This is a genomic window from Corynebacterium sp. HMSC28B08 (assembly GCF_001806865.1).
Lineage (GTDB): Bacteria > Actinomycetota > Actinomycetes > Mycobacteriales > Mycobacteriaceae > Corynebacterium > Corynebacterium auriscanis.
This window is the reverse complement of the sequence record NZ_KV786158.1, coordinates 73,001-88,436: the sequence shown is the minus strand read 5'-3', so window position 1 is coordinate 88,436 and position 15,436 is coordinate 73,001. Positions and strand designations below refer to the sequence as shown.

17 protein-coding genes are annotated in these 15,436 nt (G+C 58.6%); 16 read left to right on the top strand and 1 reads right to left on the bottom strand.

Annotation, left to right across the window (positions count from 1 at the left end; translation table 11 throughout):
• Window positions 1-43: 43 nt before the first annotated feature.
• The 4 genes from HMPREF3098_RS02430 to HMPREF3098_RS02415 all read left to right on the top strand — a co-directional run bounded on the left by HMPREF3098_RS02430 (window position 44) and on the right by HMPREF3098_RS02415 (window position 3,510).
• The gene (locus tag HMPREF3098_RS02430; protein ID WP_070433847.1) at window positions 44-1,108 is read left to right on the top strand and encodes a N5-glutamine methyltransferase family protein; all 1,065 of its coding nucleotides are present in this window, start codon (window positions 44-46) and stop codon (window positions 1,106-1,108) included.
• A gap of 94 nt (window positions 1,109-1,202) precedes the next feature.
• Complete coding sequence (locus HMPREF3098_RS02425; protein WP_070433846.1) at window positions 1,203-1,862, top strand: L-threonylcarbamoyladenylate synthase; 660 nt, start codon at window positions 1,203-1,205, stop codon at window positions 1,860-1,862.
• 36 nt (window positions 1,863-1,898) lie between these two features.
• Window positions 1,899-3,071, top strand: a complete 1,173-nt coding sequence (locus HMPREF3098_RS02420; protein WP_141739644.1) for an MraY family glycosyltransferase — start codon at window positions 1,899-1,901, stop codon at window positions 3,069-3,071.
• A complete protein-coding gene (locus HMPREF3098_RS02415) occupies window positions 3,064-3,510 on the top strand; it encodes a Cg1360 family ATP-synthase-associated protein (protein WP_035114071.1) in 447 nt (148 codons plus the stop codon). Before HMPREF3098_RS02420 ends, HMPREF3098_RS02415 begins: the two co-directional genes overlap by 8 nt.
• On the opposite strand, the gene HMPREF3098_RS02410 is transcribed toward HMPREF3098_RS02415, so the two are convergent.
• The gene (locus tag HMPREF3098_RS02410; RefSeq protein ID WP_246815816.1) at window positions 3,507-4,148 is read right to left on the bottom strand and encodes a DUF421 domain-containing protein; all 642 of its coding nucleotides are present in this window, start codon (window positions 4,146-4,148) and stop codon (window positions 3,507-3,509) included. The two genes, HMPREF3098_RS02415 and HMPREF3098_RS02410, sit on opposite strands and share 4 nt — an antisense overlap.
• 521 nt (window positions 4,149-4,669) lie before the next feature.
• On the opposite strand from HMPREF3098_RS02410, the gene atpB reads away from it, so the two are divergent.
• The 12 genes from atpB (at window position 4,670) to HMPREF3098_RS02350 (ending at window position 14,834) form a co-directional block, all read left to right on the top strand.
• Complete coding sequence (atpB, locus tag HMPREF3098_RS02405) at window positions 4,670-5,470, top strand: F0F1 ATP synthase subunit A (protein WP_070433845.1); 801 nt, start codon at window positions 4,670-4,672, stop codon at window positions 5,468-5,470.
• 99 nt (window positions 5,471-5,569) lie between these two features.
• Window positions 5,570-5,824 (top strand): ATP synthase F0 subunit C, encoded by a 255-nt coding sequence (locus tag HMPREF3098_RS02400; protein WP_035114211.1) that lies wholly within the window; start codon window positions 5,570-5,572, stop codon window positions 5,822-5,824.
• Between the two features lie 59 nt (window positions 5,825-5,883).
• The gene (locus HMPREF3098_RS02395; protein WP_035114064.1) at window positions 5,884-6,444 is read left to right on the top strand and encodes a F0F1 ATP synthase subunit B; all 561 of its coding nucleotides are present in this window, start codon (window positions 5,884-5,886) and stop codon (window positions 6,442-6,444) included.
• A 5-nt stretch (window positions 6,445-6,449) separates the two neighbouring features.
• A complete protein-coding gene (locus HMPREF3098_RS02390) occupies window positions 6,450-7,268 on the top strand; it encodes a F0F1 ATP synthase subunit delta (RefSeq protein ID WP_070433844.1) in 819 nt (272 codons plus the stop codon).
• A gap of 55 nt (window positions 7,269-7,323) precedes the next feature.
• The gene (gene atpA, locus HMPREF3098_RS02385; RefSeq protein WP_070433918.1) at window positions 7,324-8,964 is read left to right on the top strand and encodes a F0F1 ATP synthase subunit alpha; all 1,641 of its coding nucleotides are present in this window, start codon (window positions 7,324-7,326) and stop codon (window positions 8,962-8,964) included.
• A 61-nt stretch (window positions 8,965-9,025) separates the two neighbouring features.
• A complete protein-coding gene (locus HMPREF3098_RS02380) occupies window positions 9,026-10,006 on the top strand; it encodes a F0F1 ATP synthase subunit gamma (RefSeq protein ID WP_035114059.1) in 981 nt (326 codons plus the stop codon).
• A 2-nt stretch (window positions 10,007-10,008) separates the two neighbouring features.
• On the top strand, window positions 10,009-11,457 hold the full coding sequence (gene atpD / locus HMPREF3098_RS02375) for a F0F1 ATP synthase subunit beta (RefSeq protein ID WP_035114056.1): 1,449 nt from the start codon (window positions 10,009-10,011) through the stop codon (window positions 11,455-11,457).
• 12 nt (window positions 11,458-11,469) lie between these two features.
• On the top strand, window positions 11,470-11,844 hold the full coding sequence (locus HMPREF3098_RS02370) for a F0F1 ATP synthase subunit epsilon (protein ID WP_035114054.1): 375 nt from the start codon (window positions 11,470-11,472) through the stop codon (window positions 11,842-11,844).
• A gap of 150 nt (window positions 11,845-11,994) precedes the next feature.
• Window positions 11,995-12,441: a DUF2550 domain-containing protein gene (locus HMPREF3098_RS02365; protein ID WP_035114051.1), complete on the top strand. Its 447-nt coding sequence runs from the start codon at window positions 11,995-11,997 to the stop codon at window positions 12,439-12,441.
• Between the two features lie 53 nt (window positions 12,442-12,494).
• A complete protein-coding gene (gene nucS, locus HMPREF3098_RS02360) occupies window positions 12,495-13,199 on the top strand; it encodes an endonuclease NucS (RefSeq protein ID WP_035114048.1) in 705 nt (234 codons plus the stop codon).
• A gap of 268 nt (window positions 13,200-13,467) precedes the next feature.
• Window positions 13,468-14,250 carry a tetratricopeptide repeat protein gene (locus HMPREF3098_RS02355; protein WP_035114045.1) on the top strand — a complete coding sequence of 261 codons (783 nt, stop codon included), beginning with the start codon at window positions 13,468-13,470 and terminating at the stop codon, window positions 14,248-14,250.
• Window positions 14,251-14,255: 5 nt separating this feature from the next.
• On the top strand, window positions 14,256-14,834 hold the full coding sequence (locus tag HMPREF3098_RS02350) for a hypothetical protein (protein ID WP_235700715.1): 579 nt from the start codon (window positions 14,256-14,258) through the stop codon (window positions 14,832-14,834).
• The last annotated feature ends 602 nt before the right edge of the window (window positions 14,835-15,436 follow it).

The following is a 15,436-nucleotide window of genomic DNA, read 5'->3' as shown; positions in this document are numbered from 1 at the left end:
GCGCGCGTTGCCCTTATGTGTGCACTGATTGGGTGGTGATCGGATGTCGGATGGTTCTTCTGCGCAGGTCACGCCGTTGACGGTGGGTGCTGCGATTCGCTGGGGCGCCGCTGAGCTCCAGCGCGCGGGCGTTGAAACCCCTGGGGTGGATAGTCGCTTGTTGATGGCGTATGCGCTGGGCCCGGGTGAGAGTCCAGAGCTGGCCGGTACAACCACTCTGGGCGCCTCGCGCGTGCCCGCCATACCCCGCCGCCCCGCGTCCCCCACTGAATTGTTCTTTGCCCACGACCAACCTGTCCCGGCCGTGTTCCAAGAGTGGATCACACAACGGTGTGAACGCACCCCGCTGCAGCACATCGTCAACGCCGCCACTTTCGATGGCGTGGACTTCTTCAGCCAGCCCGGTGCGTTTATTCCACGGCCCGAAACCGAATTACTCGTGGAATGGGCCTTCCAGGAAGCACTACGCCGATCTCGCGATCGCGCCCATACGCAAGCACCCCCAACCCTAGTGGCTGGCACCTCTTGTAACCCCACTTCGGAGGCCGTCTCAGTAGTGGACCTGTGTACCGGACCTGGCTCCATTGCTTTGGCTTTGGCGTGCCGTTTTACCGACGCCGACCTCGCAGCCACCGTTACCGGCGTGGAATTGCATGACGGCGCCCTGCAGGTAGCGCGCCTGAATGAAAGGCAATTGCGACACCGCGGGCTGATCGGGGATCAGGTTGAGGTGCGCTTTCACCGCGCGGACATCCGTGACACCGATCAGTTGCGTGCTCAGCGCATCGCGGCACCGGACCTCATCGTATCCAACCCCCCGTACGTTCCCACCACAGCTTCTGTCAGCGCCGAAGTGTTGCACGACCCCACCGATGCCGTGTTCGCCGGCGCGGATGGCATGGAATTCCTGCCGGGATTGATCCAGGCCCTGAGGGTCATTGCGGGTGGGGAACAGGTGGGCGTCGGAATAGAACATGACGACGCCAATGGGCCAGCAACTGCCCAATCACTACAGCAAGCGGGCGCGGCAAACGTACAGCAACATCGTGATATTGCGGGGCGCGACCGCTTTGTCACGGCCCAGTTGAATGGGCAACACACCGATTGAGTCTCTTGGGGCCAGCTGATTGCAGCGATTGGGCGCGCCAAGTACTAACGTGGAATGACAAGTTCTTAACGCATATGGAAACGAGGCCAATCCCATGAGCCAAACGGTAGACGCAACCGATCCACACGATCGCGAGCTCGCCATAGAGATCGCGTCCAGCGCCGTAGAAGGCGGGCGCCTGGTTGTGTTGCCTACAGATACGGTTTATGGCATTGGCTGCGATGCCTTCGACAATCAAGCCGTAGAGGCCCTGCTTCGCGCTAAAGGGCGCGGCCCCGATATGCCCGTGCCAGTACTGGTAGGCAGCTGGGACACTATCCAAGGGTTAGTCCGCGATTACACCTACAACATGCGACTCCTGGTGGAGGCCTTCTGGCCCGGCGGCCTGTCCATGGTGGTGCACCAAGCCCCCAGCCTGCCGTGGAATCTGGGGGATACCCGCGGCACCGTGATGCTGCGGATGCCCGAGCATCCCGTGGCGATCGAGTTGCTGAACCAGACCGGCCCCATGGCAGTATCCAGTGCGAATATTTCCGGGCAGCCCCCTGCAACCAATGTGCAGATGGCCGAGGACCAGCTGGGCGCGGATGTGGCCGTGTACATCGACGGCGGCAACGCGACCCACGGGGTGGCCTCAACGATTGTGGACCTGTCCTCGGGCCGGCCACGCATCCTGCGTGAGGGCGCGATTTCCGCAGAGCGCATTGGTGGGGTCCTGGGGATGAGCCCCGCCGAGCTGCGGGGCGAGATTTAGGACAGCGACGTGGTACCACCCATCCAGACTCACGTGATGGCGGCGGAAGCTGCGATCGGGCGTGCTGGCGTACCTTTGCGCGAGTTGGCGCTGGTTGTACTGGTTGGCGCGGCGGTGACCTTCCTGACCACAGGGTGCGTCCGCTCGACTATGTTGCGCTTTGGGCGCGTGGCCGCTCCGCGAGAACGCGATGTACATACGGTGCCCACCCCTCGGTTGGGCGGGGTAGCGATGTTCACGGGAGTGATCCTCGCGATCTTTTTCGCCAGCCAACTGCCAGCCTTGAACCGCGGATTCCCGCCGGTCACACCCGATATGTTTGCGGTGATCGCAGCCGCGTTCATCATCGTGATCGTGGGCGTCCTTGACGATCTCTATGACATCGCGTGGTACCTCAAACTCGGCGGCCAGCTGGTGGGGGCGATCGTCATGAGTGTGATGGGGTTGTCCTGGTACCTGCTCTACGTGCCGGTGGGCGATGGAACCACGCTGATCCTTGACCAAGTCCAGTCCACGATCTTGACCGCTGTCTTGACGGTTACCGTGATCAACGCGATGAATTTCGTCGATGGCTTGGACGGGCTGGCTGCAGGGTTGGGGATGATCGCGGCGGGCACGATCCTGATCTACTCCCTGACTATCCTGTACGACCAAGGTGGCGCAGTATCGGCTTACCCGCCGGCCATTATTTCCGCGTCGCTGGCCGGCGTGTGTATTGGGTTTTTGCCTCACAACTTCTCTCCGGCCCGGATCTTCATGGGCGATAGCGGTTCCATGCTGATTGGGCTGATGCTGTCTGCAGCGTGCGTGTCCACGTCCGGCCGCATCAACATGGCCCTTTTCGGCGCGGCGGATATGTTCGCGCTGCTGTCGCCGCTGATCGTGGTGATCGCTGCGCTCAGCATCCCGCTGCTGGATCTGATCTTGGCGGTTGTACGTCGCGTGGGGCAGGGCAAGAGCCCCTTCGCGCCCGATAAACAGCACCTGCACCACCGGCTACTTCGCTTGGGGCATTCGCAAAAGCGCGTGGTCCTCGTGCTGTACAGCTGGGTGGGGTTGGTTGCTGTGGCCGCTGTGGGCTCAACTGTCTTGCCCACGGGTCTGACGGCCATACTGGTTGGGGTTGGCATCATTGCCGTCATTATCTGGACGGTCATTCCTCTTTGGCGTGCTCAGGCGCCGTCCGATAGTGTTAGCAGCCGTGACTGATAATCAGGACCTGCCCGAACTCAACGACATATCCAAAGCCGACGATCACCAATGGCCTCTGCAACGCGCCCTTCGTAACGGCGCTATTGCCCTAGCTGTGATTGGGGTGGCCTCCCTGTCGCTGTGGGGGGCATTGCGCGACTTGCCCGGAATTTACGGGGCACTTATCGGCATCGCCATCGGTGGTGGCTTCATGCTGGCCACTGTCGTGAGTGTGCTGTTTACCGCCCGCACCTCGCCCGCGATGACCATGGGAGTGGTCCTAGGTAGCTGGTTGGTTAAGGCCGCCGTTTTATTGCTGCTCATGGTGTGGCTTAAGGGACAGGATTTTTACGACGCCACCGCGCTCGGCATCACCGTTTTACTCACGCTCATCGCGGTCCTCACCACGGAGACGATTGCGGTGACCCGCGCGCAACGTCTGTTTGTGGGAAACTAGCGACCTTCCCGCACTCGCACAACGTGTTCGGCCCCTTCGACCCCGTCGAGGAGGGCCGGTTCTATTTCTTGGCCCTCTCGAATCACAGAGAGGGAACCGGTGGGTTCGAGGATGATGCATTGGACCTGTTCGCGTTTAGCAATTCCCGCGGCGCGGATGGCGGAATGCAGATTCTCCTCGGAAATGTGGGTCGCATGCATGGCCTCATATAGGGGAGTGCCGTGGGCAAAAACTACTACCGGAGGGGCGGCGAGGGTGCGCCGCACGCCGCGCAGATTCTGCGCCGCCCCGAAAACCGCTTCCAAACACATAAGGGTGGCAAGACCGATAGCGCCAGCGGCCACGGTTGGCGGGTGCCCGATTATCACACGACCGGCAACAGCACCGAACATAATGATCACGACGGCGTCGAAACTACTAAGTGATCCCAAGATGCGAACACCGAAAACGCGTACCAGAATGAGGAATGCAATGTAAATGCCGGCCGCTGAGGCGATGACGATAGGGATGCGCCACGCTTCGATTCCCAGGGAGGCGGCAGCGCGTGCGCTGAAGTCCTCTGGGAATAGGGATGAAACTAGGGGGGAATCCGCCGCGAGGTGTGTCATTCCGGTATCGGCGCGGGGAAAAGTGAACATAGCTATCACCCTACGCCCAGGGAGGTGGGGGTTAGCCGACGCTAAGGCAGTTACGTGCCCGGTGCTATAACTCTACGCCCAGGGAGGTGGGGGTTAGCCGACGCTACGACAGTTACGTGCCCAGTGCTATCACCCTACGCCCAGGGAGGTGGGGGTAAATCGGGGGTGGGGGCCCGTGGGGAGAATGCAGAGTTGGGAGCAGAAAATATCGTTGTTAGCGGGGGAAACTGGGGCTTAATAGGGGTAGTCACTAAAAAGCTGTCAGTTGCCTGTCAGCTTGCGGGGGGACTTGGTGGAATTTCGCTTAGCCCGTTGTCCCTAGGAACTGATAATGTTTCCACGGGCCATAATGCTATCGGTCGGATTGTGCCGGTAGCACTTAATCGGCACCGCCGACCTCCACGGGACGTGCGACGGAGTCCCAGGAGCGACGGTTACCAACAAACAAGCCTCCATCGCACCGCATGATTTTTCACGCGGCCCTATCACGGGAGAGAACGCTGAGCGTAACAACCTTGGCAATGAAGGGCGAATTTCACGCGCCTTCGTTGGAAAACGAATTCTTCCCGGGGCACGGCCATCCAGAAAACCTTTGGCTTGAGGACTTTGCCGGTGGAGCTTTCACGCTCGACCGTCTGATGCTCATTCGCATCCTGATGATCCTGCTTATTGCAGCGTTCTTCTTCTTTGCGATGCGCAAGCCAAAGTTGATCCCACGCGGCGTTCAGAACTTCGCTGAACTCGCGCTCGACTTCGTGAGGATCCATATTGCGGAGGACATTTTGGGGAAGAAGGAAGGACGCAGGTTCCTTCCAATCATCGCAGCGATCTTCTTCACTGTTCTAGCCGTTAACCTTCCGACGATCATTCCACTGCTGAATATCTCGCCGTCTGCACGTATCGGTCTGCCATTGGTGCTGGCCCTCGTCGCATACGTCGTATTCATTTACGCAGGTGTGAAACGTTACGGTTTCGGCAAGTTCGTGAAGTCTTCGCTCGTGATTCCTGGGCTACCACCATTTCTGCACTTGATTGTGGTTCCCATCGAGTTCGTCTCCACCTTCGTTCTGCGCCCGCTTACGTTGACCATCCGTTTGATGGCCAACATGCTGGCTGGACACCTCATTCTTGTCATGCTGTTTAGCGCTACGAACTTCTTCTTCTGGCAGCTAAATGGCTGGTCTCTGCTGGCTGGCGGCACGCTGCTGTTCGGTGTTGCATTTTCATTCTTCGAGATCATGGTGATCTTCCTGCAGGCATACATTTTCGCCCTGCTGACCGCCGTGTACATCGAGTTGTCTCTGCACGCAGATGAGCACTAGCCTCCGGGTACCTGCACAACAATCAACAAAAACCTCGGCCACAACTTCAAATCGGACATAAAGAGTCATGTGGTCGACCCCAGAAAGGTAATGGAAAAAATGAACGACATCCTCACACTCGCACAGGACGCTGCTGCTACCGAGACGACCCTCAAGGGTCTGGGTGCCATCGGCTACGGCCTGGCAGCAATCGGTCCTGGCATCGGCGTTGGCATGGTCGCTGGTAAGACCGCTGAGGCTATGGCTCGTCAGCCAGAGATGGCCGGCCAGCTGCGTACCACCATGTTCCTGGGTATCGCCTTCACCGAGGCCCTGGCTCTGATCGGTCTGGTCGCCGGCTTCCTGTTCGCTTAATCGCGGCCCCTTTTACACATTCAAAGTAAAAAACCGCACCAAAGCGAAAGCTGGAGACTATGACGAACATCTTTTTGTTGGCAGCAGAACAGCAGCCACTGGAGAAGCCGGTTAACCCGTTGCTTCCTCCCCTGTACGACGTCGTCTGGTCCATCATCCCATTCGTGATCATCCTGCTGGTCTTTTGGAAGCTCGTTCTTCCAAAATTCCAGGAAGTGCTGAATCAGCGCGAGGACCAGATTGAAGGCGGCATCCAGCGTGCAGAGGCTGCTCAGGCTGAAGCTCAGGCTGCGCTTGAGAAGTACAACGCTCAGCTCGCCGAGGCTCGCACCGAAGCCGCTCAGATTCGCGACGATGCCCGTAACCAGGGTCAGAAGATCATCGCAGATATGAAGGCCCAAGCTACGGACGAGTCCGCACGCATCGTGGAGTCCGGCAACAAGCAGCTCGAAGCACAGCGTGCCGCTGTTGTTTCCGACCTGCGCAAGGAAATGGGCGAAAACTCCATCTCCCTTGCTGAGCGTCTGCTGGGTGAGCAGCTGTCTGACGATGTGAAGCGCTCGGGCACTATCGATAACTTCCTCGCTGACCTCGACAGCGTCGGCACTGCAAGGAAGTGATCGGTATGCACGCAGCGAGCCGCGAGGCACTGGAGCGACTTCTTGGAGCCCTGGATAAGGGACTGAGTGAATCCGCAGAAACGGTAGGAACTGGAGCCAATACGGGTAGCGAGCTGTTCGACTTCGTCGACTTGCTCGATACCGAGCGCAGCCTTCGAATTGCGCTCATTGACTCCGCATCGCCAGCCGAAAAGCGCGTGAGCTTGGTCAAGGAGCTGCTTTCCGGCAAGGTATCGAGCTCTACCGAAGAGCTCGTCAGCGCTGCTGTGTCCCAGACGTGGTCCAACACCCGTGACTTCCGCGCAGGACTTGTGCAGCTGGGCCGTCGCGCCCTTCTGCGTTCTGCTGAAGCCCAGGGACAGTTGGACCGCGTGGAGGACGAACTGTTCCAACTCGCACGTATCGTGGAAACCGAGCCACAACTGGAGCTCCTGTTGGCCGATCGCGCTGCATCTGTAGATGCTCGCCGCGATCTTCTAGCAAAGGTCCTTTATGGCAAGGTTACGTCCACCACCGAAGCCCTGGCACTACAGGCCGTTGGCCGTTTGCGCCAGCGCCCAGTGGAGGAGCTCGATACGCTGTGCAGCGAGGTTGCAGAGCTCACCGGCCGTGAGGTCGCACGAGTTCGCAGCGCAGCCAAGTTGTCTGAACAGCAGCAGACCCTTCTGGAGCAGAAGCTCGAAACGATTTACGGTCGCAAGATTGCGGTACATACCGAGGTTGATTCCAGCCTCCTCGGTGGTGCTGTGATTCGCGTGGGTAACGAAGTGATTGACGGAAGCACCGCAGGTAAGCTGCAGCGCCTCCGCCGGTCCCTCGCCTAGGCAGACCAGACCAAAAGTAAGCATGCTGGAAGACGAAACCGAGAGCAGGAAGAACATGGCGGAGCTGACGATCTCCTCCGACGAGATCCGTAGCGCGATTGCGAACTACACCTCGAGCTACTCCCCGGAGGCCTCCCGTGAGGAGGTCGGCGTGGTCACTACGGCAGCAGACGGCATTGCCCAGGTCAGTGGTATGCCTTCTGTGATGGCCAACGAGCTGCTCGAGTTCCCAGGCGGCGTTATTGGCGTCGCACAGAACCTCGACACCGATACCGTCGGTGTTGTGGTCCTGGGTAACTACGAGTCCCTCAAGGAGGGTGACGAGGTCAAGCGGACCGGCGAGGTCCTTTCCATTCCGGTTGGGGAGAAATTCCTCGGCCGCGTTATCAACCCACTGGGTCAGGCCATTGACGGCTTGGGCAACATTGAGGCAGACGAGGAACGCGTTCTCGAGCTGCAGGCCCCATCCGTTCTGATGCGCCAACCAGTCGAAGAGCCAATGCAGACCGGCATCAAGGCTATCGACGCAATGACCCCAATTGGTCGTGGTCAGCGTCAGCTGATCATTGGCGACCGTAAGACCGGTAAGACCTCGGTCTGCATCGACACCATTCTGAATCAACGTGAAAACTGGGCATCCGGCGATCCCAAGAAGCAGGTACGCTGCATCTACGTCGCTATCGGTCAGAAGGGTTCGACCATTGCCTCCATCCGTAAGACCTTGGAGGACAACGGTGCTTTGGAGTACACCACTATCGTGGCTGCTCCTGCATCTGACTCTGCAGGCTTCAAGTGGTTGGCTCCATTCGCTGGTGCCGCACTGGGTCAGCACTGGATGTACCAGGGCAAGCACGTCTTGGTTATCTACGATGATCTGACCAAGCAGGCTGAGGCCTACCGTGCGATCTCCCTGCTGCTGCGTCGTCCACCGGGCCGTGAGGCTTACCCAGGTGACGTCTTCTACCTGCACTCTCGCCTGCTGGAGCGCGCTGCGAAGCTGCACGACGATCTCGGTGGCGGTTCATTGACCGCGCTGCCGATCATTGAGACGAAGGCCAACGACGTATCTGCCTTCATTCCAACCAACGTTATTTCCATTACCGACGGTCAGGTGTTCCTGGAGTCCGACCTGTTCAACCAGGGCGTCCGACCAGCTATTAACGTTGGTGTTTCCGTTTCCCGTGTGGGTGGTGCCGCACAGACTAAGGGCATGAAGAAGGTTTCTGGTTCCCTGCGTCTGGACTTGGCTGCCTACCGCGACCTCGAGGCTTTCGCCGCCTTCGCGTCCGATTTGGATCCTGCGTCCAAGGCACAGCTGGAGCGTGGTAAGCGTCTCGTGGAGCTGCTGAAGCAGACTGAGACTAAGCCACAGTCCGTCGAGGACCAGATGGTTTCCATTTACTTGGCCGGTGAGGGCGAATTCGACGACGTCCCAGTCGAGGACGTGCGACGCTTCGAGGCTGAGTTGACCGAGTTCCTGCACGCTGAGGCCGGTTCCGTGTACGACCAGATTCAGGGCGGCGCGCCGTTCGATGATGCGTCTAAGGAAACTTTGAGCGCTCGCGTTCACGACTTCAAGCGCACGTTCCAGACCACCGATGGCACCCCTGTCATCCGTGAGCCTGAGGCTCGCGCTCTGGATGACCACGAGGTCTCCAAGTCGCAGATCACCGTTTCCCGCAAAGCCGCTAAGTAGGCCGCGGAAGGTAAGTGAAAAGCACAATGACCATTAACGGACAAGAAGGGAGGCGATAGCGATGGCTAATCTTCGCGAACTGAGGACACGCATTAAGTCCGTGAACTCAACTAAGAAGATCACTAAAGCTCAGGAGCTTATCGCCACCTCGAGGATCACGAAGGCCCAGGCTCGCGTAGACGCAGCTCAGCCCTACGCTGATGAAATCACTCGCGTGGTGCAGCGTCTGGCTTCTGCGTCGAGCTTGGATCACAAGATGCTGCAGGAGCCGCAGAACGCGGATCGTGCTGCCATCCTCGTGGTTTCGAGTGACCGTGGCATGTGCGGTGGATACAACAACAACGTTTTCAAGAAGACTGCGGAGCTTCGCAAGCGTCTTGAGAACGAAGGCAAGGAAGTTGTCCTTTACGTCTCTGGCAATAAGGGCATTTCCTACTACAGCTTCCGTGGCGAAAAGGTGGCCGGTACTTGGTCTGGATACTCCCAGGATCCTGAGTACCGTGCGATCCATGACCTGCGTCATCACCTGATCGAAGGCTTCCTCGCTGGTTCCGGTTCTGCCGTTGAACCCCGTGAAGGCGTCAACGCAGATCAGGGTAACCAGGTGCAGGGATTCGACGAAGTACACATTGTGTACACCGAGTTCGAGTCCATGCTTTCCCAGACTGCTAAGGCCCACCGCCTGCTGCCAATTGAGACAGTTATTGAGGAAGAGAAGCTCGAGCTGGGCGAGGATATGGTTAGCGACAAGGCTGACAATGTTTCCGCCGAGGTCGACTTCGAGCCGGATCCGGATACCCTGCTGGACGCTCTGCTGCCGCAGTACGTATCCCGTGGCATTTTTGCTGCCATGCTCGAGTCCGCAGCCTCTGAGTCCGCTGCCCGTCGTACCGCAATGAGCGCTGCGACCGACAACGCGACCGACCTGGTCAAGCAGCTTTCACGCGTTGCTAACCAGGCTCGCCAGGCACAGATTACCCAGGAAATCACAGAGATCGTCGGTGGCGCTTCTGCGCTCGCCGATAGCGGAGAAAGTGACTAATTATGACTACAGCAATTCAGGAGCAGCCTAACAACGCTGCACCGACTGCTGCGGGCCGTGTCGTGCGAGTCATCGGCCCCGTCGTCGACGTGGAGTTCCCACGCGGCGAGCAGCCGGCACTGTTTAACGCGCTGCACGTCGAGGTATCCCTCGAAGCAGTTGCGAAGACCATCACGCTCGAGGTTGCTCAGCACCTCGGCGACAACTTGGTGCGCACCGTGTCCATGGCCCCCACCGACGGCCTCGTCCGCGGTGCTGAGGTTAAGGACACTGGCAAGCCAATTTCCGTACCCGTTGGCGATGTTGTCAAGGGCCACGTATTCAACGCCCTCGGCGACTGCCTCGATCAGCCAGGTCTGGGGCGCGACGGCGAGCAGTGGGGCATCCACCGCGAGCCACCAGCATTCGACCAGCTTGAGGGTAAGACCGAGATCCTCGAAACCGGCATCAAGGTTATTGACCTGCTGACCCCTTATGTTAAGGGTGGCAAGATCGGCCTGTTCGGTGGCGCAGGTGTGGGTAAGACTGTTCTGATTCAGGAAATGATTACCCGTATCGCTCGCGAGTTCTCCGGTACCTCTGTATTTGCAGGTGTTGGTGAGCGTACCCGTGAGGGCACCGACCTCTTCCTGGAAATGGAAGAAATGGGCGTGCTGCAAGATACCGCTCTCGTGTTCGGCCAGATGGACGAGCCACCGGGAGTTCGTATGCGCGTTGCCTTGTCCGGACTGACCATGGCGGAGTACTTCCGCGATGTTCAGCACCAGGACGTTCTGCTGTTCATCGACAACATCTTCCGTTTCACCCAGGCCGGTTCCGAGGTGTCCACCCTGCTGGGTCGTATGCCTTCGGCCGTGGGTTACCAGCCAACCTTGGCTGACGAGATGGGTGTTCTGCAGGAGCGCATTACCTCTACGAAGGGTCGTTCCATTACGTCTCTGCAGGCTGTTTACGTGCCAGCCGATGACTACACCGACCCAGCACCAGCCACGACGTTCGCCCACCTGGACGCAACGACCGAGCTGGACCGTAGCATCGCCTCCAAGGGTATTTACCCAGCCGTGAACCCATTGACCTCAACCTCTCGTATCCTCGAGCCAGGTATTGTCGGTGAGCGTCACTACGAGGTTGCGCAGCGCGTGATCCACATCTTGCAGAAGAACAAGGAACTGCAGGACATCATCGCCATCCTCGGTATGGACGAGCTGTCCGAAGAGGACAAGATCACTGTTCAGCGCGCACGTCGTCTGGAGCGCTTCTTGGGTCAGAACTTCTTCGTCGCGGAGAAGTTCACTGGTATCCCAGGCTCCTACGTGCCGCTGAAGGATACGATCGATGCGTTCGAGCGTATCTGCAACGGCGAGTTCGATGCCTACCCGGAGCAGGCCTTCAACGGCCTGGGTGGCTTGGACGATGTCGAGGCAGCCTACAAGAAGATGACCGAGAAGTAAGGGAGACACCCCATGGCTGAGATTGCCGCACAACTGGTCTCCGTGGAGCGTGCGTTGTGGACTGGTACCGCAACGTCGATTACCGCGCAGACCACTGAGGGCGAGATCGGCGTGCTCCCAGGTCACGAGCCCCTTCTCGGTCAGCTGGTCGAGAATGGCGTGGTGACCATCCGGACAACTGATGGTGAAAAGTTGGTAGCAGCGGTGCAGGGCGGTTTCCTGTCTGTCTCTCCACAGAAAATCACCATCCTGGCTGACTCTGCGACGTGGGCACACGATGTCGACGTGGCAGATGCCGAAGCTCGCGTTTCCCGCGGGGAGAACGAGCACGAGAAGGCAACCGCCGAGTCTGAGTTGCGCGCTGTAAAGCGTCTTCAGGAGAAGTAGATTCGGATTTCGATTGAGAATCGCTCTCTGCGAGGCCCCCACCAACTGGTGGGGGCCTTTTCATGCATTCCTCGTTTTCCCTGTCCGGGGGGTATGCTGGGGAAACAATCCTGATGGCAGTTTGGTCTTAGGAAAGGCGTCAAGGTCATTATGCAGTTACTCGGGTGGCTCTTAGTTGTATTCGTGCTCGCTGTACTAGCTGCGTGTCTGTGGCGCTTTTTTACCCTCCGTAGCAAGGGGTACCCCGTGGTCGTGAGACGCTTGCCCAGTGAAGATGGCAGGCACTGGCGCCACGGGGTTTTGGTTTTCAACGGAATTTCGGTGAAGTTCTACAAATTGCGATCTATTAAACCGGATTCCAACCTCGTCTTGACTCGCCTGGCCACGGACGTTGTCGGGCGTCGGGAAATAACCGATCGGGAGCGAGTAATCATGGAACCAAACATGCATGTCCTGGAGCTGCGACACGGCAGCAAAGAGCGGTGGGAAGTTGCGCTGGATAGCGAGGGCGATACCGCAATGGTTTCCTGGCTGGAATCCGCCCCCTCGGCGCGCCGCGACCGCCACAGCGCATTCAACAATCCGCAGCCTATGTAGCCCGCTGTGGCAGCTCATCGCGGTGCAACGGCCGTCTGCTAGCGTTGAATCCCATGCGACTAGTCATTGCCCGATGCAGCGTGGATTACGTTGGCCGATTGGAGGCCCACCTTCCCGAGGCCACGCGCTTAATCATGATCAAACGTGACGATTCAGTCTCTATTCACGCTGATGATCGCGCTTATAAACCACTTAATTGGATGACGCCCCCTTGCACCCTCACAAGCTATGATGAGGCAGGCGAACTGGCTCCCGAATTGGAGGAACCGGGGGTTGCAGAGCTTTGGGTTGTATCTAACCCTAAGGGCGAGCAGCTGCGCATCCGGATTTTTGAGGTTTTCACCGATCAGGATCATGACTTAGGTGAGGATCCCGGCCTGGTGAAGGATGGTGTGGAGGCCCACCTGCAGGAGCTGCTGGCCGACCAGATCGAAATCCTGGGGGAGGGGTTTTCCCTGATTCGCCGCGAATATCCCACACCGATTGGTCCGGTGGATATTCTGTCGCGCGATGCCGGTGGTACGACAGTGGCGGTAGAGATCAAACGTCGCGGCGGTATCGATGGCGTGGAACAGCTGACCCGGTATATGGAGTTGTTGAATCGCGATGAGTTACTTGCGCCGGTGACGGGAGTGTTTGCTGCACAGGAGATAAAACCCCAGGCGCGTACGTTGGCCGAGGATCGCGGTATTCGATGTGTGACCTTGGATTACGATGCGATGCGCGGCACCGATAGCTCTGAGCTGAGATTGTTCTAAAGTTGAGTGAAGAACGCGTGCGGGCGGGGCTGTGAGAGCTGGAGCGTGGCGAGGCGAGCACCTGCTGGGTACCGGTGAGCGAGGCTGTGTTATGCATTCGACCACTGGTTCGCCTGCATCAGGGCAATGGTGTTTGAGGAACTGCGCCACGGCAACAGCGTCGCACGAACGTTAGAGAGACAGTACCGCACGAGCATTAGAGAAACAGCGTCGCACAAACGTTAGAGAGACAGTACCGCACGAGCATTAGAAAGGTAGTGCATTACAGATGACTAACCCCAACACACCACCAAACCGCTTTATCTCCGGAGCGGTCGATCTGGGTGCAGTGAAGGCCCAGGCGGATCAGCGCGCGAAGGCCCAAGAACAGGCAGCAAACGGAGAGGCTGTCGCTACCACTGCGACCGTCACGGTGGAGAGCTTTGAGGCGGACCTTGTGGTTCGATCAACTCAGGCACCGGTGATCACCCTGTTGGGCACCGCTCGTGCTGAAACTTCCGAGCAGCTGAAAAAGGATCTCGAGGAGCTGGCTGCTGCCCAGGAGACTCAGTCCGAGGGCGTGCAGTGGCTTTTCCGCTACATCGACGTTGATGCCACGCCCGAGATCGCCCAAGCATTTCGCGTTCAGGCTGTCCCTACAGTTATCGCGCTGGCCGCCGGCCGTCCACTCACGCAGTTTGAGGGTGGACAACCCCGTGAGCAGGTGGAGCAGTTCATCGCCGCCGTGGTGAGTGCTGTGGAAGGAAAGCTGGCGGGTTTGCCGACCGCTGGGGATTCTTCTGTTCTCGACGCCGACGAGGAATCCGATGACGATTCATACTCGTTGGCTCGTGAAAAGCTCGCGGGTCGTGAGGATGATCCGGTGGACGGTCTGGTACTTAAAGGCCGCAAGGCGGAGGCGTTCGAGCAGCTCATTGAGACCATTCGCAACACGTCTGGTGACGAGCGTGAGGCAGCTAAGAAGCATCTGTTGGAATTGTTTGCCTTGTTCGATACGGGCGATGAAGAAGTGATTTCTGCACGCACTAAGATGGCGAGCGCGCTATTCTAACGGACATGAACATTCTCACTCCTCGTTTTAAGCGTGCCACTACCTCCGTGGCGTTGGCTGGTCTGATTGTCACCGTCACCTCGGGAGCCGCTCAAGCAGACGTTGTCGACCGTGCCTTGACTGCCTTGCCAAAGGGCCAGATTTCCTGTGCGCAGGCAACCAAGTATTGGACGAATACTGCCGATTACAACCGCAAGGTCGCGCAGGCTCGGGCGCTGGCAGCAGTGGATCCGCGTGGTCCGCAGATCCTAGCAGCTTTGGCGCGGGTTGATGAGGCCGCGAATCGATGTGGGCTGAAGGGTGGTGTACGCCCAACGACTCCGGTAAATCCATCCAACAAGCCAGCGCCACGGCCGGCACACAACCAGCCAGGGCGCCCGGTTCACAACCAGCAAGCGCGCCCCGCTGCGAAGAAGCCCACTGCTAAGAAACCCTCGAAGAAGCCTGCTAAGCGGGTCTACGAGATCGTCCCTGGAGCACCGGTTGCTCAGACCATTCACGTTCCAAATCTGGGTGACGTAAAGGTACCGAACCTGTGGGAGATGGTTCGCAACTGGCTGAAGGGCTTCGGCATCCGTATCTAATCCTGGCGGATTATCTTCTCTTTAAGGGAGCAGCGCGGTCCTCGGCCTTTTTTTTGGGGGGGGTAGGGGAGACAAGCGTGGTCGTGTGTGTCTGGGTGAAGGGCTTCGGCAACGGCATCGACCGCGTGGGGGTGGGGCGCAATCTGATGCTGGGATGGGGTGCAATCAAGTACTAGGGAGGCGAGAGACGAGCGCGGTGGTGTGAAGACCGCCCCGCTCTACGAGTCTGCGTTCGAACCCGCACGAGTGCGTTTTTGCTGGTTGGTTTCTCATGCCGACGCTGCCCACTTCGTCAAGGTGAGACCCTACTGAATGGCAGGCGGTTTGCTCAACGGAAGAACGTTGCCCACGACATCAAGGTGAGACCCTTGTTTGTGTACCGCCCCTTCCGCTTCTTCGAACGCTGCCCGCCTTTGCACATCAACACTTGCGTGCCTCTTTAGTTGTTGGTTTTGTATCGTGGGATGCGTGTTGGCGGGGTGTGGGGTGCTCGCTGAGCAGAATGAGATGACATGAATGGAGGTGTTTTTGTGCATTTCGGTCTGCTTTTCGTAGATGGGGGGACATTTCGTTCTGCTTTTTGCGGGCGGATGGGGGCTTGT